The organism is Paenibacillus sp. S02 (assembly GCF_019454065.1).
Taxonomy (GTDB): domain Bacteria; phylum Bacillota; class Bacilli; order Paenibacillales; family Paenibacillaceae; genus Paenibacillus; species Paenibacillus polymyxa_B.
The window spans coordinates 5,847,607-5,866,092 of the sequence record NZ_CP073682.1 but is presented as its reverse complement, the minus strand read 5'-3'; the positions used below and the strand labels follow the sequence as shown (position 1 = coordinate 5,866,092).

At 48.2% G+C, this 18,486-nt stretch carries 18 protein-coding genes and 1 riboswitch; of the genes, 16 read left to right on the top strand and 2 right to left on the bottom strand.

The window, feature by feature from the left end; translation table 11 throughout:
• Position 1: 1 nt before the first annotated feature.
• Positions 2-205: riboswitch (cobalamin riboswitch) on the top strand.
• Positions 206-422: 217 nt separating this feature from the next.
• The 14 genes from KAI36_RS26085 to KAI36_RS26020 all read left to right on the top strand — a co-directional run bounded on the left by KAI36_RS26085 (position 423) and on the right by KAI36_RS26020 (position 14,469).
• Positions 423-2,003 carry an ABC transporter substrate-binding protein gene (locus KAI36_RS26085; protein WP_220026413.1) on the top strand — a complete coding sequence of 527 codons (1,581 nt, stop codon included), beginning with the start codon at positions 423-425 and terminating at the stop codon, positions 2,001-2,003.
• A gap of 15 nt (positions 2,004-2,018) precedes the next feature.
• Positions 2,019-2,948 carry a nickel ABC transporter permease gene (gene nikB / locus KAI36_RS26080; protein WP_220026412.1) on the top strand — a complete coding sequence of 310 codons (930 nt, stop codon included), beginning with the start codon at positions 2,019-2,021 and terminating at the stop codon, positions 2,946-2,948.
• Positions 2,949-2,962: 14 nt separating this feature from the next.
• Positions 2,963-3,778 (top strand): nickel transporter permease, encoded by an 816-nt coding sequence (gene nikC, locus KAI36_RS26075; RefSeq protein WP_053326421.1) that lies wholly within the window; start codon positions 2,963-2,965, stop codon positions 3,776-3,778.
• Positions 3,778-4,695, top strand: a complete 918-nt coding sequence (locus KAI36_RS26070; protein ID WP_220026411.1) for an ATP-binding cassette domain-containing protein — start codon at positions 3,778-3,780, stop codon at positions 4,693-4,695. The genes nikC (KAI36_RS26075) and KAI36_RS26070 overlap by 1 nt, the downstream gene beginning before the upstream one ends.
• Positions 4,692-5,468 (top strand): ABC transporter ATP-binding protein, encoded by a 777-nt coding sequence (locus KAI36_RS26065; protein ID WP_220026410.1) that lies wholly within the window; start codon positions 4,692-4,694, stop codon positions 5,466-5,468. Before KAI36_RS26070 ends, KAI36_RS26065 begins: the two co-directional genes overlap by 4 nt.
• A 142-nt stretch (positions 5,469-5,610) precedes the next feature.
• Positions 5,611-7,236 (top strand): nickel ABC transporter substrate-binding protein, encoded by a 1,626-nt coding sequence (nikA, locus tag KAI36_RS26060; protein ID WP_220026409.1) that lies wholly within the window; start codon positions 5,611-5,613, stop codon positions 7,234-7,236.
• Positions 7,237-7,282: 46 nt separating this feature from the next.
• Complete coding sequence (nikB, locus tag KAI36_RS26055; protein ID WP_071558037.1) at positions 7,283-8,227, top strand: nickel ABC transporter permease subunit NikB; 945 nt, start codon at positions 7,283-7,285, stop codon at positions 8,225-8,227.
• Positions 8,227-9,057 (top strand): nickel ABC transporter permease subunit NikC, encoded by an 831-nt coding sequence (gene nikC, locus KAI36_RS26050; protein WP_080682961.1) that lies wholly within the window; start codon positions 8,227-8,229, stop codon positions 9,055-9,057. Before nikB (KAI36_RS26055) ends, nikC (KAI36_RS26050) begins: the two co-directional genes overlap by 1 nt.
• Positions 9,058-9,077: 20 nt before the next feature.
• Complete coding sequence (locus KAI36_RS26045; protein ID WP_220026408.1) at positions 9,078-9,902, top strand: ABC transporter ATP-binding protein; 825 nt, start codon at positions 9,078-9,080, stop codon at positions 9,900-9,902.
• A gap of 38 nt (positions 9,903-9,940) precedes the next feature.
• Positions 9,941-10,750: a nickel import ATP-binding protein NikE gene (gene nikE, locus KAI36_RS26040; protein ID WP_220026407.1), complete on the top strand. Its 810-nt coding sequence runs from the start codon at positions 9,941-9,943 to the stop codon at positions 10,748-10,750.
• A 142-nt stretch (positions 10,751-10,892) separates the two neighbouring features.
• Complete coding sequence (locus KAI36_RS26035) at positions 10,893-11,702, top strand: transporter substrate-binding domain-containing protein (RefSeq protein ID WP_023990976.1); 810 nt, start codon at positions 10,893-10,895, stop codon at positions 11,700-11,702.
• 30 nt (positions 11,703-11,732) lie between these two features.
• On the top strand, positions 11,733-12,449 hold the full coding sequence (locus KAI36_RS26030; RefSeq protein ID WP_023990975.1) for an amino acid ABC transporter permease: 717 nt from the start codon (positions 11,733-11,735) through the stop codon (positions 12,447-12,449).
• A 4-nt stretch (positions 12,450-12,453) separates the two neighbouring features.
• Positions 12,454-13,221 carry an amino acid ABC transporter ATP-binding protein gene (locus tag KAI36_RS26025; protein WP_103744489.1) on the top strand — a complete coding sequence of 256 codons (768 nt, stop codon included), beginning with the start codon at positions 12,454-12,456 and terminating at the stop codon, positions 13,219-13,221.
• Positions 13,222-13,452: 231 nt separating this feature from the next.
• Positions 13,453-14,469 (top strand): asparaginase, encoded by a 1,017-nt coding sequence (locus tag KAI36_RS26020; RefSeq protein WP_220026406.1) that lies wholly within the window; start codon positions 13,453-13,455, stop codon positions 14,467-14,469.
• 25 nt (positions 14,470-14,494) lie between these two features.
• Here KAI36_RS26020 and KAI36_RS26015 read toward each other — a convergent pair whose 3' ends face one another.
• A complete protein-coding gene (locus KAI36_RS26015; protein WP_220026405.1) occupies positions 14,495-15,442 on the bottom strand; it encodes a Gfo/Idh/MocA family protein in 948 nt (315 codons plus the stop codon).
• A gap of 112 nt (positions 15,443-15,554) precedes the next feature.
• Here KAI36_RS26015 and KAI36_RS26010 point away from each other — a divergent pair, with 112 nt between their 5' ends.
• On the top strand, positions 15,555-16,514 hold the full coding sequence (locus tag KAI36_RS26010; RefSeq protein ID WP_220026404.1) for a helix-turn-helix transcriptional regulator: 960 nt from the start codon (positions 15,555-15,557) through the stop codon (positions 16,512-16,514).
• A 43-nt stretch (positions 16,515-16,557) separates the two neighbouring features.
• Here KAI36_RS26010 and KAI36_RS26005 read toward each other — a convergent pair whose 3' ends face one another.
• On the bottom strand, positions 16,558-16,803 hold the full coding sequence (locus tag KAI36_RS26005) for a DUF6953 family protein (protein WP_013312611.1): 246 nt from the start codon (positions 16,801-16,803) through the stop codon (positions 16,558-16,560).
• A 212-nt stretch (positions 16,804-17,015) separates the two neighbouring features.
• Here KAI36_RS26005 and KAI36_RS26000 point away from each other — a divergent pair, with 212 nt between their 5' ends.
• A complete protein-coding gene (locus KAI36_RS26000; protein ID WP_025721983.1) occupies positions 17,016-18,416 on the top strand; it encodes a helix-turn-helix domain-containing protein in 1,401 nt (466 codons plus the stop codon).
• The last annotated feature ends 70 nt before the right edge of the window (positions 18,417-18,486 follow it).

Here is an 18,486-nt window from a genome sequence, read left to right as displayed (position 1 = left end):
GTTTTGTTGAGACCATGTAGATGGTTGTTGAGCGTGTTCACTTAAAAGGGAAGTTCGGTTGATTCCGACACGGGCCCGCCACTGTATACAGGCATCAGCAGGATACTGCTGGAGCTTTCAGAACAGCCACTGGAACTGTGAAGAACCGGGAAGGCCTGAAAGATGCGCCTGGAGTCAGGAGACCTGCCTGTTTTGACATCACTGTCAGACCCACGGGATGCTGGGGAGGTGGTTAGGCGTGCTGCATACGGAATGTCTGAAACCGATCTGATCCCTTCTATGTTTTTGGAGTTGGCTTCGAGGTGAGTTTTGACATTTTATAATGAAAGCATTTCTGACTGCTGATCAAGTAGTCCGGAATGCTTTTTTCGCGTTTTGCGTTAGGTTTATATGCTTTTACAAGATAGAGGGGGATTCATCGAATGATTAGCAATCGTAGCAGGCGTTCATGGTTGATATGTACAGGGGTGATGCTGTTGCTGACAGTTATGGCTCTTTCGGGATGTGCCAGCAATAAGACGTCGGATAGCTCCGGCAAAGGTGAAAACGCGTCAGCACAACAAACAGCGGCAGGTAAAAAGCTGGTAATGGCGTATACATGGAAACCGTCAGGCGTTGACCCACACGGAGATAATAGCTGGGATGTGATGCGATCCGGTGCAGGTGAGACTCTGGTGCGTTTGAATGAAAAGCTGGAGCCTGTGGCTTGGCTGGCAAAGGAGTGGAAGCAGGATAGTCCTACAGTTTGGACGTTCAGCTTGCAGGATAAAGTCACTTTTCATGATGGAAAGAGTATGGATGCAGCAAGTGTAAAAGCGTCTTTGCTGCGCTCTATCGAGAAAAGCCATCTGGCGAAGGATTTACTAAATGTGAAGTCCATTGATGTAAGCGGCCCGCTGGCTTTGAAAATCACGACAAACCAGCCGAACGCGGCGCTGGTGTCCAATCTGGCTGATCCATCGACGATTGTACTGGATGTGGCATCGATGAAAGATGAGCAGAGTTACCCAGCGATGACAGGCGCCTTTAAAATCAAAGCGTTCAACAAGGACCAATCCTTGGTCGTAGAGCGTTATGACGGATATTGGGGCGAGAAGGCACGACTGGCTGAAGCGACGATGAAGTTCATTACGGACGGGAATTCGCGCCTGATGGCGCTGCAATCCGGCGAGGTGGACGTAGCGACGGATATTCCGGTTGATAACGCAGAGGTACTGAAAAAGAACGACAAGCTACAAGTGCTGTCGGCTCCCTCCTTGCGCACCCATATGATCGTGTACAATATGGAATCGCCAGTATTCAAGGATGCGGCGAACCGTAAGGTGGTGGACAGCCTAATTCCACGCACATCGATTGTGAGTGCCGTCATGAGGGGCTTCGGTACGGAAGCAAGCAGCCCATTCCCGAGCATTCTTCCCTTCGGTAAAGTTGAGCGTAAAGCGCTGGACGGAACGGCGGAGCAGTTGTTAACGAAGGATGGCTGGCAGAAGGACGCCCAAGGGACATGGACTAAGCAAGGCAAGCCGTTCGAGGTTACGCTGCTGACTTTCCCTCAGCGTCCGGAGCTCTCTGTTATGGCTGAGGTCATCCAAAGCCAATTGCTGAAAGAGGGAATCCAGGTCAAGATTCGCAAGGTGGAAAATATCGATGAGGCGTTGACCAAAAACGATTGGGATTTTGCTATGTACAGTATGCTTACTGCTCATACAGGAGAGCCGCAATATTTTATGGACATGTTTTATTCTTCGAAAAGCGAAGCCAATGTAAGCCGGTATAGTTCCAAGCCGCTAGAGAGTATTCTTAACCGCTTGAAGCTGGCGAAGGATACAGCGCAGCGTAATGCTGTGACACTACAAGCGCTGGATATCATCAATACGGATTTGCCACAGTCGTTCATTGTGCATCCTGATAATGTGTTTGGTGTGAAAAAAGGGGTGAAGGGTTTTACACCCCATCCGATCGAGTATTACTACATTACAGCGCAATCCGATATTGCGGAATAACGAGCTGCGTATCCTATGATTCGTTTTATACTGGAACGTGTGGCGCAGCTGCTCATCATTGTATTCGTTGTATCCACGCTGACTTTTGTACTGATGAGGCTGGCTCCTGGTGACCCTGCTACCATTTTGCTCACCGCACATAATGTCCCTGCCTCTGAGGAGGCGTTGACGACGCTACGGCAGGAACTGGGCTTAAACGAGCCGCTTCATATTCAATATGTGAACTGGCTGCGAGATGTGTTCACGGGGCATTGGGGTACCTCGTATGTATCCAAGGAATCCGTGCTAGCCGAACTATGGAACAGACTGCCTGCTACTGTGGAGCTAGCTGCTGCGGGCTTTGCCGTCATGACGGTGCTTACGCTGGGGCTGGGACTGGCTGCCTCGCTAAAAATCAGCGGCCTACTGGATCGTCTGGGCAGGCTGTTTGCCCTGCTGGGATCGTCGATTCCCTCTTTTTGGCTTGGGTTTCTGTTGATCTATCTATTCTCCGTTCGCTTGGGCTGGCTCCCATCCATGGGAAGGGAGGACTGGACACATCTAGTGCTCCCAGCGCTGACTCTTGGCGCAGGTTTGGGAGCTGTGCAAGCCCGTGTACTGCGCGCTCAAATGCTGGAACTGGGTGACCGGAATTTTGTGAAAGCAGCGAAGGCTCGAGGCTTTTCACGTATGCATATCCTATTTTTTGAGATATTTAAGCATGCGGTTCTGCCTATGATTACACTGCTAGGTACCAATCTATCATTTATGTTGGCAGGTAATGTCATCGTCGAGACCATTTTTTCATGGCCGGGGTTGGGCAAGTATTTTATAGATGCGATTACACAGCGAGATTATCCGGTGATTCAGGGGTATGTTATTTTCGCCGTATTTTTAATTGTAGGAGTTCAGTGTTTGGTGGATGTGGTCCAGACGGCGATAGATCCGAGGCTACGTTTGCGTTAAGGGGGAAGCTGAAAATGAAAAAGATACGGCTTTCCTTTCAAGGGAGCTTGCTGGCAGGAGGCGTACTGTTTGGCCTGATTGTGCTGCTTGGGTTATTGGCTCCATGGGTCGCTCCTCATGATCCTCTTCAAGTGGATCTTTTGAACCGTCTGGCACCACCCAGTCGGAAATATCCTTTCGGTACGGATCATCTGGGTCGGGATGTGCTGTCACGGCTAATTTACGGGATTCGGACGAGCGTGCTAATCGCATGTGCAATTACTGTAGCTACGCTGTGCTTCAGTCTGCCTATAGGGTTGCTCATTGGTTATGTGCGCGGACGCGTGGATCAGCTGATTATGCGGGGAATCGACGGCGTACTGGCTTTTCCTGATATTATTTTAACGGTGGCAATTGTGGGCATTTTGGGCCCGGGTTTTGTTAACATGACTCTTGCGATTATTGCGGTACGGTGGGCGGGCTATGTCCGGTATATCCGTAGTCTGGTTCAAAAAGCCTGTCAGGAGGACTACGTTCGGTATGCCCGTTTATCCGGCAATTCACACGTACGTATACTGAGACGTTATGTATTGCCACAAGCGTTGCCGCAGTTGTTGGTTTATGCGGTATGGGATATCGGACGCGTGGTGCTGATGATCGCTGGGCTGTCCTTTCTTGGACTGGGTGTGCAGCCGCCCAAGCCAGAGTGGGGCGTGATGCTGCATGATGCAACCTCATATTTTCAGGTGGCTCCGCATGTCATGATTTTCCCGGGCTTGGCGATTATGCTATTCGTACTTGCCTGCCAGCTTTTGGGCGACCGCTTTTCGGAAAAGGGGGCGGCCAAATAGTGGAAGATCAAATAGCCCTTGGGGGCAAGGATACGTTAGAACAAGTGGCAGGGCGAAAACCGTTGTTACACGTGGAACATTTGGAAGTCTGCCGCACAGGCGTAGGAGCAAGCGGAAGCGGGAGCAAACCACTGCTGCGGGATGTGAGCTTTTCCATATATTCAGGGGAGATTGTGGCCCTGACCGGACCGAGCGGATGCGGCAAGAGCCTGACCGCACACGCAATCGCAGGCATGCTGGAGTCAGGTATCGGTGTTACGCAAGGGCGTATCTACTATAACGGGGAAGACATTCTCCCGTTCCAGGAACGGCGCTGGCAAAGGCTGCGCCGAGAGGATATTGCCCTGCTCATTCAACAATCGCTGAGCGGGTTGAATCCGATCCGGACTGTCCGCGCCCAACTGATGGATACGCTTAGACTGCACGGGCGGCGTCCGATGCCGCACGACCAGATAGTGCCGGAGCACGCTGATGCTGTCCCATCCCACACTGCACCGCAGCAAGTCCACCCGCAGGGCGTGCTGCCACGGATGCGGCAGATGCTGAGCCGTGCCACGGAGATAGCCAGAGGAGGCGCTACTCCAGTGCGGGAGGCCTATTTGCGCTCTCTGCTCCGCAAGGTTGGGTTTGCAGATCCTGAGCATATTTTGTCGTCATATCCTTTTGAACTAAGCGGAGGCATGTGTCAAAGGGTGCTGCTGGCTGCAATGTTAAGCTCCGGTCCGAGCCTCTTTATTGCCGACGAGCCTACTACGGCGTTGGATGTTATCAACCGCGACAAGGTTTTGGCATTGCTGCAACAGCTGAGAGAAGACTTTGATCTCACCATATTGTTGATTTCACATGATCGCCAGGGTATGAGTCGCATAGCGGATCGAGTGTTGGAGATGAGCCCGGAAGGAAGGATGCACCAGTGATGCTGGAATTGAAGAATGTGACCAAAGCATACCCTGTCCGTAAACGGAGAAAAGGCTGGTTCAGCACGCAAGATAGCGAGCAGGCCGTGAAGAAGGTGAGTCTGGAGTTACGACAGGGGGAATGTCTTGGACTGGTAGGAGAAAGTGGAAGTGGCAAAAGCACGCTGGCACAATGTATTCTAGGGCTGGAGTCGTTGACCTCAGGGGAGATTTGGCTGGATCATCAGCCTATACATTTCGAAAAGATGAAGGACGTTCAGCTGTACAAGCGAATCCAGTTGGTTGCACAGGATTCGTCCTCCTCATTGCATCCTCGTATGACGATTCGAGATATTTTAATGGAGCCGATCCACAACTATTTTCCTGAGCGAAAAGCGCAGGCGCTGGATATTTGTCTGTCCCTATTGGAATCAGTAGGATTGGAGGCTGACAGTCTGGAAAAATACCCAGCACAGCTGAGTGGCGGGCAAAAACAGCGGGTATGTATTGCCCGAGCGTTGGCGGTGGAGCCGGATATTATCTTGTTCGATGAATCGATCGCCAATCTGGATACGACAACGCAGTCTTCTGTACTGGACATGCTCAAAAGAATGCAGATGGAACGTCAGTTGTCCTACCTATTCATCACTCACGATCTCCAATCTACTCGTCAGTTTTGTGATCGCGTTGCCGTCATGGTTCAGGGGGAGATCGTGGAAATATTTAAGGAATGGGATGAAGACTTGTTACAGCATGAGTACACGCGTACTCTGTTTCAAACGTTGGAGAATTAAGCCATAAATTTAATATTAAACAAATTTAAAATAAATATGAGGATTGCTTGTCGAATATTGTTGACAAAATAGAACGTGGTACCTATTCTAAATATGATTATGATAATCATTATCACATATATAGAAAAGGGGAAATACATTGATGTCCGTTCGACACCGCAAGACTGCCACCCTTATGTTGGTGGCGCTCCTCTTATTATCCGTTGTTTTGGGTTGTGCGAAGCAGGAGAACACGCCTGCATCCACCTCAACTGACGGAGCTGCCAATGAAAAGTCGATCACACTATCGTGGCCGCGTGACATTGGTACGATGAATCCTCACGTATACAATCCTTCCCAACTTTTTGCACAATCTATGATTTATGAGCCGTTAGTCAGCTACAAGCAAGGAGGTAAGCTGGAGCCTGCTTTGGCTGAATCCTGGACTATATCCAAGGACGGCAAAATATATACGTTTAAGCTGCGCAAAGGTGTGAAATTTTCGGATGGAACGCTATTTAATGCGGCCATTGTCAAAAAGAACTTTGATGCTATCATGAAAAATGAGAAAACGCACAGCTGGCTTGGTATAGTAGGCGTTCTCGACAAAACTGAAGCTGTAGATGACAGCACCTTCCGAATGACGCTCAAAGAGCCATACTACCCAGTGCTTCAGGATTTGTCTGTCGTTCGCCCGTTCCGTTTTCTGGGTGAAGCTGGGTTCCCGGATGATGGAGATACGTCCAAAGGAATTAAGAAACCTGTAGGTACAGGACCTTGGATGCTAGATGAATACAAGCAAGATGAATATGCAACCTTTAAGCGTAATCCGAACTATTGGGGTACTGCACCGAAGGTGGATAAAATTACGGTAAAAATCATTCCCGATGGTGAAACCCGTGTAATGGCCTTTGAGAAAGGCGACTTGGATCTGATTTATGGAGAGGGTGTCATTAGTTTGGATGCTTTCAAACAGCTTCGCGACACGAATCAGTATGTTACCACGCTGTCCGAGCCTGTCGGTACAAGAAGCCTGTTACTCAACTCATCCAATCCCAAGCTGGCAGACCTTCGGGTACGTCTGGCACTCCAGCATGGCTTTAACAAGCAGGCAATGGTGGAAGGTGTGACCTCGGGGCTGGAGGAAAAAGCGGATACGGTTTTATCTAAAAACTATCCGTATACGAATGTGGACTTACAGCCTGTTGGCTATGATGTGGAAAAATCCAAAGCATTGCTGGATGAGGCTGGCTGGAAGCTGCCCGCAGGCGGTACGGTACGGGAAAAAGACGGACAACAGCTGGATTTTGAGCTGATTTTTGATAAAACCGATCCGATCCAAAAGGCGATGGCTGAAACCATTCAGGCCGAATGGGGAGAACTGGGTGTCAAAGTGAACCTGACCGGACTGGAGCTGACGGTTCAAATCAAGCGCCTTAGATCCAACCAGTTTGATCTGTACTTCTGGTACAACTATGGTGCGCCTTATGATCCGCACTCCTTTATTAATGTCATTGCTAAGAAGAGCTTCGGAATTTCCGAGGTGCTGAGTGCCCTTCCGATGAAGAAAGATCTGGATCAGCAAGTACACGAAGCGCTCTCATCGACAGATGAAACCAAGCGTCAAGAGCTGTATGCTTCGATTCTGAAGACGCTTCAGGAGCAATCTGCCATTGTGCCTATTTCGTATATTAAGAAAACGGCAGTGTACCAGAAAAAGATTACAAACTTTGTATTCCCGGCCAACCGGGATGAAAATCCGTTTGAGGGAATTGAAATCGGAAAGTAGTTGAAACCGAAAGGTAACGGTAGTTTACAGGATAGGAGGACAACTCATGATCAGCTATATCGGGAAGCGAATGGTAGCGGTCATTCCTATTGTTCTCTTTGCCACCCTCGTTACCTTTGCACTGATTCATATTTCACCAGTTGATCCGGCCGAGGCCTATTTGACGGCTGCTCATATTTATCCTACTCCAGAGATTCTGGAGCAGAAAAGACATGAGTTCGGGCTGGATCAGCCTTTGCTGACGCAGTATATGCATACACTTCAAAGAATCAGTCAATTGGACTTTGGTACTTCGTATCTGACCAACAAGCCGGTGTGGGATGAGGTCAAGGTTCGGCTGCCCGCCACTTTTGAATTGGCTGTGAGCAGTATGGTGTTATCTATTGTGGTGAGTATTCCGCTGGGCGTGCTGGCGGCGATGCGTAAAAATGGCTGGATCGACATGCTTAGTCGAGGAATTTCATATTTTGGCGCGTCTATACCCCAGTTCTGGCTGGGATATTTGTTAATCTTCTTTTTCTCTGTCCGATTGGATTGGCTCCCTGTAGAGGGGCGAGGAACGTGGCAACATCTGGTGTTGCCCACGTTGACCCTGTCGCTGGTTCTGATTGCTTTATATACGCGCCTGCTGCGTTCCAGTGTGTTGGAGCAGCTTCAGGAAACGTATGTGCAGTATGCCAGAACTAGAGGAATACGTGAGCGGGTGATCATGCTCAAGCATGTACTAAAAATTGCCATCGCTCCACTGATTACCAGTATGGGTATGAATCTGGGTAAGCTTCTGACTGGAACAATTATTGTGGAGCAAGTGTTTTCATGGCCCGGGTTTGGCCGTTATTTTGTGGAAGCGATTTTTAACCGGGATATTCCCGTCATACAATGCTATGTGTTTTTGGCGGCATGCCTGTTCATCGTATGCAATTTGCTCGTTGATCTGGTGCATTTGTATATGGACCCCCGAATTTCATCGAAGGGACGAGCAGAGCAGTGATGATAAGGTTGCGTACAATGTTCAAAGGTCAAAAGGTAATCGTGGTCTGCTCTGTCGTACTGGCTGCTCTTTTTATCATTATGGCGCTAGCTCCTTGGCTGGCTCCCCATGATCCGGTTAAAGTCAATTTACTGCACAAGCTGGAGGGACCTTCGAAAGAATACTGGCTGGGGACCGATCATTTGGGTCGGTGCAATTTATCCCGGTTGCTGTATGGAGCGCGGATTTCCCTCGGCTTTGCGACATTAATTTTCCTGTCCTCGCTTAGCATCGGCGTTGTGGTCGGGTCGCTAGCAGGTTATGTGGGCGGCTGGGTCGATAGTGTGCTGATGCGGTTTTGCGAGGGCATTATGGCGTTTCCGAATTTGGTGCTTGTGCTGGGCATTGTCGGTATTTTTGGGCCGGGCCTCATGCAGGTGCTGCTTGCCTTGATGATGGTGCAGTGGGTGTATTATGCCAGAATGTGCCGCAATATGGTCGTCAGTCTGAAAGAACGGAATTTTATAGCTGCTGCAAGGATTAGCGGCTCCTCCTCAGGGGCCATTATCCGGCGGCATATTATTCCGAATGTGCTGCGGCCGATTGTGGTCATTGGTACGCTGGAAATGGGCTGGGCGATCATGGATATTTCCGCGTTGTCATTCCTTGGTCTAGGCATTCAGCCGCCGACTCCCGAATGGGGAGCGATGATTCATGAGGGAACGGGATACATCCGCAGTCATCCGGAATTAATGATATATCCGGGGGTTATGATTCTGGTGGTGGTGATGGCCTTCAATATATTGGGGGAGGCGCTGTCCGACCGATACGGAATTGCCAAACGTCAGTAAAACGGGAGTGAGTTACAACGATGGACGACAGGGCGAAGGTGCTGGAGGTCAGCGGCTTACAGGTGAAGCTCAAAACCGATGCCGGGGCGGTATCTCTGCTGGAGCCAACTCATTTTGAACTGAAAAAGGGACAGGTACTGGGTCTTGTCGGCGAGAGTGGAAGCGGCAAAACGGTGACTTGTAAAGCGTTGCTCCAACTGCTGGATCACCAGACGATGGACGTGGAAGGTAGTGTCCGTCTGAACGGGCGTGAGCTGAACGGAATGGCGGCCGAGGAGATGCGCCGTATTCGGGGCAAGGAAATCGCGTTTATTATGCAAAATCCGATGAGTGCCTTTACGCCAGTGTATACGATCGGAGCTCAGTTTATGGAAACGGTCCGCACGCACACCGGATTAACCAAACGACAGGCCCATGAACTTGCCATAACGGCTCTGGAAAATATGAATCTGCCCGATCCAGCCAAGCTGATGAAGCGTTATTCGTTTCAGTTGAGCGGCGGGATGCTGCAACGGGTCATGATCGCCATTTCCATGTGTCTGCGGCCAGCAGTGGTTTTTGCGGATGAACCAACGACGGCACTCGATGTGGTCAATCAGCTACAGGTGCTGAGAGAGCTGGATCGCTTGCGTACGGAATACGATACGTCCATTTTGCTGATCTCGCATGATCTGGGCGTCATTTCCCAATTGGCGGATGAAGTGGCTGTCATGCAGCAGGGTCGTATTGTTGAGCAGGCTGAGGTCCATCAGTTGTTCGATCACCCGCAGGATGAATATACGAAAATGCTGCTGCATGTCAGACCCAAGTTGTCCATTCAGGGCATAAATCAGGTAGGTGGTTAGTCGCCTGTTCGACGGTTACACTTTCAAAAGGGGAGCGAATGCGCATGCTACAAGTGAAGAAAGTAACTCATAGCTACGGAAGGCGCAAATGGCTGGGTCGCTCTGAACCACGTCCTCCTGTGTTGGCTAACGTTTCGCTTACTATAGAAAGTGGGTTTTGCCTGGGCTTACTTGGTACCAGCGGAGCTGGTAAAAGCACGCTGGGCAAGGTTATTCTGGGGCTGGAGAGGCCGCAGGAGGGTCAGGTGCTGTTCCAGGGACAGGACATTTATAATGCGAGCCCCCAAGTCCGCAGGGGACTGCGACGGGATATGCAGGTCGTATTTCAGGACTGCTACTCTGCTGTAAATCCCCGAATGACCGCCGGGCAGATTATTGGGGAGCCATTGGACAATTACGAACGGTTATCGGCGCAGGAACAAAAAAGAACGGTCGAAAGCCTGCTGGAACGGGTCGGCCTCAAGCCAGAGGACCGGATTAAATATCCGCATCAGTTCAGTGGCGGACAATTGCAGCGGATCAATATTGCACGAGCGATTGCGCTCAAGCCAAAGCTGATCGTGCTGGATGAGTCCGTCAGCAGCCTCGATATGGTTCACCAGATGCACATTTTATCCCTGCTGGGAGAACTGAAATCTTCGTTTGGATTGTCATATCTGTTCATCACGCATGATATTCGGGCGGCATATGCCGTCTGTGATGGCATTGCTGTGATGGAGCAGGGGAGATTGATTGAGCGCTGTGATGAGAAGGATCAGATTTTTGAATCTGCTCATCCGGCTGTACGACGGTTGATCTCGTCCATTTTGCCGGAACATCCAGCAGAGCGTTTTCCGCTTCATGGATAACAGTGGACCCGCAAGGGTCCTTTTTTTGTGCAACATATGGATAAATAATCGAAATGAAATTTACTTGTTGTATTATTTGAATAACCCGTTATAATATAAAATCATAGTAAATTACTTGGATATTAAAAAGGGGATGTCATATATGAAGAAATCTGCTTTGGTAGCAGCGATTGGCCTGTCTCTTGTGTTATTAACGGGTGCCTTGAGTGGATGTTCCTCGAAGGATGCGGCATCGGGGGATAAGGTAATCTATGTCGGCACACAAAATGACTACCCGCCGTTTGCTTTTACGAATGAAAAAAACGAGCTGACCGGATACGATGTGGAAGTAGTCAAGGAGATCGACAAGAAGCTGGACGGCTACAAGTTTGAGTTTGTACCTTCTGGCTGGGACGGAATTTTCATGGCGCTGGAATCGAACAAGATTCAGGTCGTAGCAGATGAAATCGCCAAAAATCCTGAGCGCGAGCAAAAATATTTGTTCTCGGATGAATCCTACTTTCAGGCACAATCCGTCATTGTTGTGAAAAAAGGCAGAACGGATATACACTCTCTCAAGGATTTGGAAGGCAAGAAGGTAGCCGCATCAGTAGGCGATTCCTACACACAATTGCTGGAACAATATAATGCGAAGAATGGGAATAAAATTATTTTGAAATACAATGATACAGGCACTTCGTCCGATAACCTTCAAGACGTGCAAAATGGCCGGGTGGACGCTTATGTGAATGATCCAGTCATGACGGCTGCTACGATCAAGAAGGAAGGTTTGCAGGTCGAAGCGATAGGTGATCCTGTGCAAACGGATGATATCAATCTGGTGTTCAAAAAGGATAAGCAGGGCGAAGAGCTGAAAGCTAAAATCGACCCGATTATTAAAGAGTTGAAAACGGACGGAACACTGAAAAAATTGTCTGAACAATGGACAGGCGGAGAATATATCCCGCAGTAACAACAATGTAAAGGGTAAAGTGAGGTTCCTATGGAAAAGCTGTTTGACCTTGATTATATGCTGAAAAGCCTTCCCCGGATCGTTGAGTATCTACCCGTTACGCTATGGATTGCATTTTTGTCCATGCTGCTTGGTACGATTATCGGGTTGGCAACGGCGTTAATTCGGATATACAAGGTGCCTGTCTTGGCGCAACTGTCTACGCTGTATGTCTCCTACATCCGGGGAACACCGCTCATTGTGCAGCTGTTTCTCGTATATTATGGAATACCCAAGTTTTTATATTATTTTCAGAGCGAATACGGTTTCTTACAGCAATTAAATATCTACGTGATTCCACCCGAGGTTTTCGCATTGTTGTCATTTTCACTAAATCTCGGGGGGTATCTGTCGGAGACGTTCCGGGCGGCGATTCATTCAGTCGACCGGGGACAATTTGAGGCTGCCAATTCCATCGGGATGAGTCAAACACAGATTATGCTCAAAATTGTGCTACCACAGGCGTTGACGGTGGCTTTGCCCAATTTGGGAAACACGCTGATCAGTACGGTGAAGGATACGTCTTTTATTTTTATGATCGGTGTCGTCGATATGATGGGACAGGCTAAAATTATGGGCGCGCGGGCGTTGGCTTTTTTTGAGGTATATGTTGCGGTGTCTCTGATTTACTGGTTGGTGTGTATTATTATTGAGCGCGGGCTTGTCGTGCTGGAGAAGCGTATTCGAATTTACGAAAGAAGTGAGTAAGGGTATGATTCAACTTCATCAAATTCATAAGCATTTTGGGCAGCATCATGTGTTGAAGGGCATAGACCTGACGGTAGGCAAGGGAGAAGTTGTAGTCATCCTGGGCCCAAGCGGATCGGGGAAGTCCACGCTGCTGCGCAGTATTAATTTTTTGGAACAGCCGAACAGCGGAGTCATTGAAATTAACGGTGTAAAGGTCGATGCCGCCAAGGCGGGAAAAAAGGACATTCTCGGACTACGGATGGCAACGGCAATGGTATTTCAGCAATATCAGTTGTTTAAAAATTTGAATGCACTCCATAATGTGATGATTGGTCTGACCAGTGTGAAAAAGCTGGATCGTAAGCAGGCGAGGGAGATCAGTGAAGGCATTTTGGAAAAGGTCGGGTTAAAGGATCGTATGACCTATTATCCTGCCCAGCTTTCGGGTGGACAGCAGCAGCGAGTTGCGATTGCCCGTGCTTTGGCACTAAATCCGCAGGTGTTGTTGTTCGATGAACCGACATCCTCACTTGATCCTGAACTGGTGGATGAAGTGCTGTCCGTGATCCAAAAGGTGGCGAGTGAAGGCAATACGATGATTATTGTCACGCATGAGCTTGGTTTTGCGAGAGATGTAGCGGATCGGGTTGTGCTGATGGAGCATGGTGTGATCGTGGAGCAGGGACCCGTGGAGCAGTTTTTCACCAATCCGAAGGAAGAACGGACACGGCAGTTTCTGGGCAAAGCGTTGGTACAGAGAGCGCCACAGGAGCAGCCTGTATCCCCATAAAAAGTACGTGGATGGGTTATAGGTATGTACAACGCTGTAGACTTATTGCACCTATAGTAAAAAGCACGTTAGACAAGTCGCAGGAGGAAGGAAAGCCCGCGCTTGTTTGTCGTGCTTTTTTGGCCCCTCTTATCCCAAATTCTTTTCCATTGCAAAGTAGCTTATCACACTTATTCATGATAAATTCTAAGAACAATACAGTGAAGATGTAATCGGGAAGGAACTTGGCATATGAAAAAGGTTTTGTTCATTAATACCGGAGGGACCATTTCTTCCTCCTATCAGGAAAACGGCCTGACACCGACCCAATCGGCTGAAAATATTTTAGCGGAAATTCCGGAGCTGAAGGAGATTTGCGAGATTGATGCCCATAATCTGATGAGCATTGATAGCACAAATACACAACCTGAGGATTGGGCTTCCATCGCCCGGATGGTACATCGTTCGCTCGATCAGTACGACGGCATTGTCATTGCACACGGTACGGATACGATGGCTTATACGGCTTCAGCCTTGAGTTTCATGCTGGGAACCGTAAACAAACCCGTCGTTGTGACAGGTTCACAAGTTTCCATTTTGGCGGAGCACAGCGATTCCAAAAAAAATGTAATCGACTCATTCCTGACCGCATGTGGCGAGGTGGCCGGGGTTTTTGTCGTGTTTAACGGCAAAATTATCAACGGCAGCCGCAGCTCGAAAATCAGAACACGCAGCTATAACGCCTTTGAGAGTATTAACTATCCGTACATCGGCCTTGTGGAGAACGGTAAGGTGGTCTATACGGAGGGCGTATTTGCAAATCGCAGTACCGTTCGTCATCCATACAACGACGGGTATGCTTCCGAAGTATTTCTGCTCAGGCTGATTCCGGGTACGAATCCGGCGATTTTCGATGCCATTCAGGGCCTGGGCTATAAAGGTATCGTCATTGAGGGCTTTGGTATGGGCGGCGTCCCTTTTAAAGAAAGAAGCCTGATCAGTAAAATCGAGGAACTGATGAAGGACGGTATGAGTATTGTCGTGACTACTCAATGTCCTTATGAGGGCGGGGATTTAACGATTTACGAAGTGGGGCAAAAGGTACTGGAGAAGGGTGTTATTCCGGGGTATGACATGACAACGGAAGCGCTGGTGACGAAAATGATGTGGGCGTTGGGGCAGACAACCGATCCGGCCGGGGTAGCCAAGATTATGGCAACGAACTACGCGGACGAAGTTTCCCTGCCTGCGGATACAGCTTCCTTATAGGAAGCTGATTTCCGTAGATACCGGGCTAAAGCTGGCCTTGCCCCAGTCTGCTTTTAATCTCAATAGCCACTTTCAGCGCTTGTACAGCCGATTCCAGTGGAATCAGGCTTTCCGAATGTCCGCCAAAGCATTCAAGTGCATGATCCAAACTTTTTTCGTATGGATTGGCAGATTCGAGGTTGATTTTTTGCTGTCCTGATGCGGTATACTCATATAATGCGGTAGGTATAAGATCGTTTTCGTCGCTTTCATGAAATACCAGCTTGGCCTTTTCGAAATAAGCCTCATAGGCCACTGTGAAGGGGTAGCTTCCCGGCATGTGGGATGAGGCGATGACTTCTGTGAATGTATCCCGATGCTGAAAGTAAGCCCGAACCTGTGCTTGTTCAGGATGGGTAACTTCTGTACCCCAGACTGTACATGGATCACAGGGGCCTAATAGCCAGGTCAATAAATCCAGTTCATGAATCATGAACTGAGTAGGGATGGAGCTTAGTCCAAGATCCCCCCACAGAGGAGGCGTTTCTCTTTTCAAAGATAAGGAAATGAGCTTCCCATATTTCTGTTGGCGGTATGCCTCATATAGATAGGTATAGGCGGGATCAAACTTAATGAACTGGTTGACCAGAATCTTTTTGCCATATTGCTCCGCAGCTTGTTGCATAAGAAGAGCGTCTTCGAGATTAAAGCAAACGGGTGTTTCACAAAATACATGCTTACCGTGCTTCAGCGCATCCACAGCATATGACCTATGCAGGTGGGAGGGCAGGCATAGATCGACGATATCCACGTCTGGATCCAGCAGAATATCCTCTATATTTTGTGTGACTTCTACGTTTAGCTCCTCTTTCAGCTTTTGCAGCTTGGTTTCGTTCCTTCCAAATACCATGATTCTGTTTACCCTGGGATGGTTGTTTAACAGTGAGGCATGATATGCGCCGAATCCCGTCCCCAATATTCCAATATTCATCATCCATTACACCCCTTTACTTCTATGATACACACCTATTACTGCCAACAGGGTGTCAACAATCTTTGCATCATCTTTTCAATTCGGGTTAACCATCTATTGTGGAGGTATGATTGTGAGACTGCATCGTTTAATCGCGATTTTATTATGTATCGAATCTAGAGGGAGAATGAAGGCCAAGGAATTGGCGTTGGCACTGGAAACCTCTGTACGCTCCATTTACAGGGATATCGACCTCCTGGCTGAAGCCGGCGTTCCGATTGTTACCGCATCCGGCCCGAAGGGCGGAATTTATTTAATGGAGGGTTATACGGCGAACCTGAAACAGTTGAATGGCGGGGATGTCATTCAGTTGTATTTAACAGGGATGGGCATTTATACAGGCGGGCCCACCGAATCGGGTTTGAAGTTAAAGAATGCTCTGCTCAAACTGGAACAGACGATGCCAGACCCGTATCAGTCCGATATTAAGAAAGCCAAAGCGCGGTTTTATTTTGATGATACGCCGTGGTGGACGGAACGTATAGCAATTCCTTGTCTTGAATCCGTAAGAGCTGCGGTGTGGGGGTCCCATAAAATAACCATTCAATATGAGAAAGCTGATGGAATCTGTTCATCCCGTCATGTGCATCCCTACGGACTTGTGGTGAAAAAAGGAGATTGGTATCTCATTGCCTTCTGTGAAGTTGGGCAGGAGATTCGGACCTTTAAGTGTGAGCGAATCAAGGAGGTTCAGCCGTCTGCGGAAGTCTTTGAGGTTCCGGTGGATTTTTCGCTGGAACATCATTGGATGAGGCAAGAAACCGCGTTTAAGCAGCTTTGTACAGAGAAAGAATACTATCCCGTTCTGATCCGAACGAATAAGAAGCAAGCGGGAATTATAGCGAAAAGAATGGAAATCATCCAGTCTGTACAGGAAGGCAGTCATTTCATTCTAACGGTCAACATGTATAGTTATGAAGTGGCCTGTCGCGATGCTATGGATTGGATCGGTAGGGTTGAAGTTGTGGAGCCTGTAGCACTCCGACAGTTTGTGAAGGAAGAAATTAACCGACTCCAGAGGATATATGGATAAATCATTAAAAAAACACCTGCCTAGGGCAGATGCTTTTGCTTTGTTAAGTCCAGGCCCAGAGAAATCCGTCACGATCCCAGGCAATTCTGCCACCATGAAGCTTGCGGAATGCTTTTTTGATTTCTTTTTCCAGAGATACATGACCATGCTCGCTTATAAACACATACTGCTCTCCATACTCAGAGCGTACATATGCAATTGCATCTTCTTGTTTCAGGGTGCCCACTTCACGGATCTGCGCGACCATCCATTGTGCAATTTCTTGTTCTGTTGTAGGGGTGTTGTCCATTTGTCGTATCCTTCCTGCGTACCGATTGGGTGTAGCTATTCGGCTCACCTCCCCGTAGTATACGGCAATTCGGAGAATTATTGAATTTTTTGATATAAATTTACTTGAGCGGTTGGCTAAGCGGGCTTTCTTTTGTATAATTAAGGGAATATTCACGGGAATTTTCTTTTTTTGTATTGTAATCATGCAAGTAATCCCTGGGGGTGCCTGATTTGAAGGAAACAACCACAATTCGCGCAGAGCTGGAGCAGTACATCAGACGAGAAGGAATTACGATTAGTAAGTTTGGGGAGAACACAGGTATTAATGCAGGAACGATCAGTGCCATTATTAACGGTAATCGTCCGATTGCGATGTTGCTGTTGGATCGGATTGCTGCAGGCATGGGGCTTGAAGAAGGAAGCCTCTATGAGTTATACATTGATGAATTTATACGGAATACGGCACCGAATTGGCGACGGGTTCGTCCCTTTTTGCATCGCTGTGCAGAGCTGAACAAACTGGATTGTATTAAGCAAGTCGTGGAGTTTATGATGGACTATCTCATATACGCCCCAGCTTTGTTTGAGACAGCAGAAGAATTATTCAGTGAAGGCAAGTTCGAGGCTGCGGCGATTATTTATAAAAATGTTTCGGAAAGTGAGAAGTACCAACATTCAGAGCGTCTGGCGCTCTGCCAATACCGTTTATTTACGATTGCCGTTGGCGATGACCAGGACGAAAATTTATGGGCAGCCACACACTTTGAAAGCTTTGTGGAACGATTGGGTGAAGCAGATCAGCTGGATGCCTTAAAAGACCTGGCGAATACCTATGCTTCCTTGCGACGTTGGGATAAAGTAGAGTGGTTAGCTGAAAAAATGGGTCACAGGGCCAAGGTACAATATGAACAAAAATACGGAAATACGAGAAAATCCGAGCGTGGCAAGGAACCCAAAGGTCCCTTGTTTATGTATATTGTATACTCTTACGTGCTGCGTGCCGGGGTGTGTGATGAGCGCGGGGATTATCAAAAAGCGCTGGAATATGTATCCTTGTATTCTGATTTGAGCTGGGTACAGGAGGATACAGAGGAAGCGCGTCGTTTGAAGGATCAGTGCAGTAACTGGGCTGAGGCCAACGGGTATCTATATCAGCTGATGTCCGGCAGTCTGGATGTGATTCCACAGTACGTGGACTATTTGGAAAGAAACGAAGGCGAAATTCTGGTAGGTTTGCTCAAAATTATGGTGGCAGCCAATCGTTATGATTTTAATGTGGATCATGTACTGCAACGTTTTGAAAAACAAATTGCGGCATTTGCAGATCAGCATGTCAAGGTAGGCACCTATACGGAGCAAATGTCAGCAGATCTCTATGCACGATTTTTGGCAGAGATGGCTTGTTATGATCTCAACAAACATCGTTATACCAAAGGTATGAAATTCTTGCTTGAGAGCCTTTCCTATTCCGTCGTGCTGAACGGTAATCCTGTAACGATTAAATGTGTAGGATTATTCGAAAAATATCGGCATACTGCCTCTTCTGAGGACAAAGCAGAATATAAAAATCTACTTGGAGAGGTAGAATACTTCCATGATAAAAAAGCTCGTTTTTTCTCTGCTGGTATTTAACGTTTTTATCATCCTGACTTCTTCACCTATTGCTCCCCCTGTAGAAGATCCGAATGATGTTCACAGTCAT

What these genes read in the sequence shown, in the direction of transcription:
- KAI36_RS26085 (WP_220026413.1), top strand. Translation starts at nt 423, where the DNA reads ATGATTAGCAATCGTAGCAGGCGTTCATGGTTGATATGTACAGGGGTG.
- nikB (WP_071558037.1), top strand. Translation starts at nt 7,283, where the DNA reads ATGATCAGCTATATCGGGAAGCGAATGGTAGCGGTCATTCCTATTGTT.
- KAI36_RS26030 (WP_023990975.1), top strand. Translation starts at nt 11,733, where the DNA reads ATGGAAAAGCTGTTTGACCTTGATTATATGCTGAAAAGCCTTCCCCGG.
- KAI36_RS26020 (WP_220026406.1), top strand. Translation starts at nt 13,453, where the DNA reads ATGAAAAAGGTTTTGTTCATTAATACCGGAGGGACCATTTCTTCCTCC.
- nikE (WP_220026407.1), top strand. Translation starts at nt 9,941, where the DNA reads ATGCGCATGCTACAAGTGAAGAAAGTAACTCATAGCTACGGAAGGCGC.
- KAI36_RS26025 (WP_103744489.1), top strand. Translation starts at nt 12,454, where the DNA reads ATGATTCAACTTCATCAAATTCATAAGCATTTTGGGCAGCATCATGTG.
- KAI36_RS26045 (WP_220026408.1), top strand. Translation starts at nt 9,078, where the DNA reads ATGGACGACAGGGCGAAGGTGCTGGAGGTCAGCGGCTTACAGGTGAAG.
- KAI36_RS26015 (WP_220026405.1), bottom strand. Translation starts at nt 15,442, where the DNA reads ATGATGAATATTGGAATATTGGGGACGGGATTCGGCGCATATCATGCC.
- KAI36_RS26035 (WP_023990976.1), top strand. Translation starts at nt 10,893, where the DNA reads ATGAAGAAATCTGCTTTGGTAGCAGCGATTGGCCTGTCTCTTGTGTTA.
- nikC (WP_080682961.1), top strand. Translation starts at nt 8,227, where the DNA reads ATGATAAGGTTGCGTACAATGTTCAAAGGTCAAAAGGTAATCGTGGTC.
- nikC (WP_053326421.1), top strand. Translation starts at nt 2,963, where the DNA reads ATGAAAAAGATACGGCTTTCCTTTCAAGGGAGCTTGCTGGCAGGAGGC.
- nikB (WP_220026412.1), top strand. Translation starts at nt 2,019, where the DNA reads ATGATTCGTTTTATACTGGAACGTGTGGCGCAGCTGCTCATCATTGTA.
- nikA (WP_220026409.1), top strand. Translation starts at nt 5,611, where the DNA reads ATGTCCGTTCGACACCGCAAGACTGCCACCCTTATGTTGGTGGCGCTC.
- KAI36_RS26005 (WP_013312611.1), bottom strand. Translation starts at nt 16,803, where the DNA reads ATGGACAACACCCCTACAACAGAACAAGAAATTGCACAATGGATGGTC.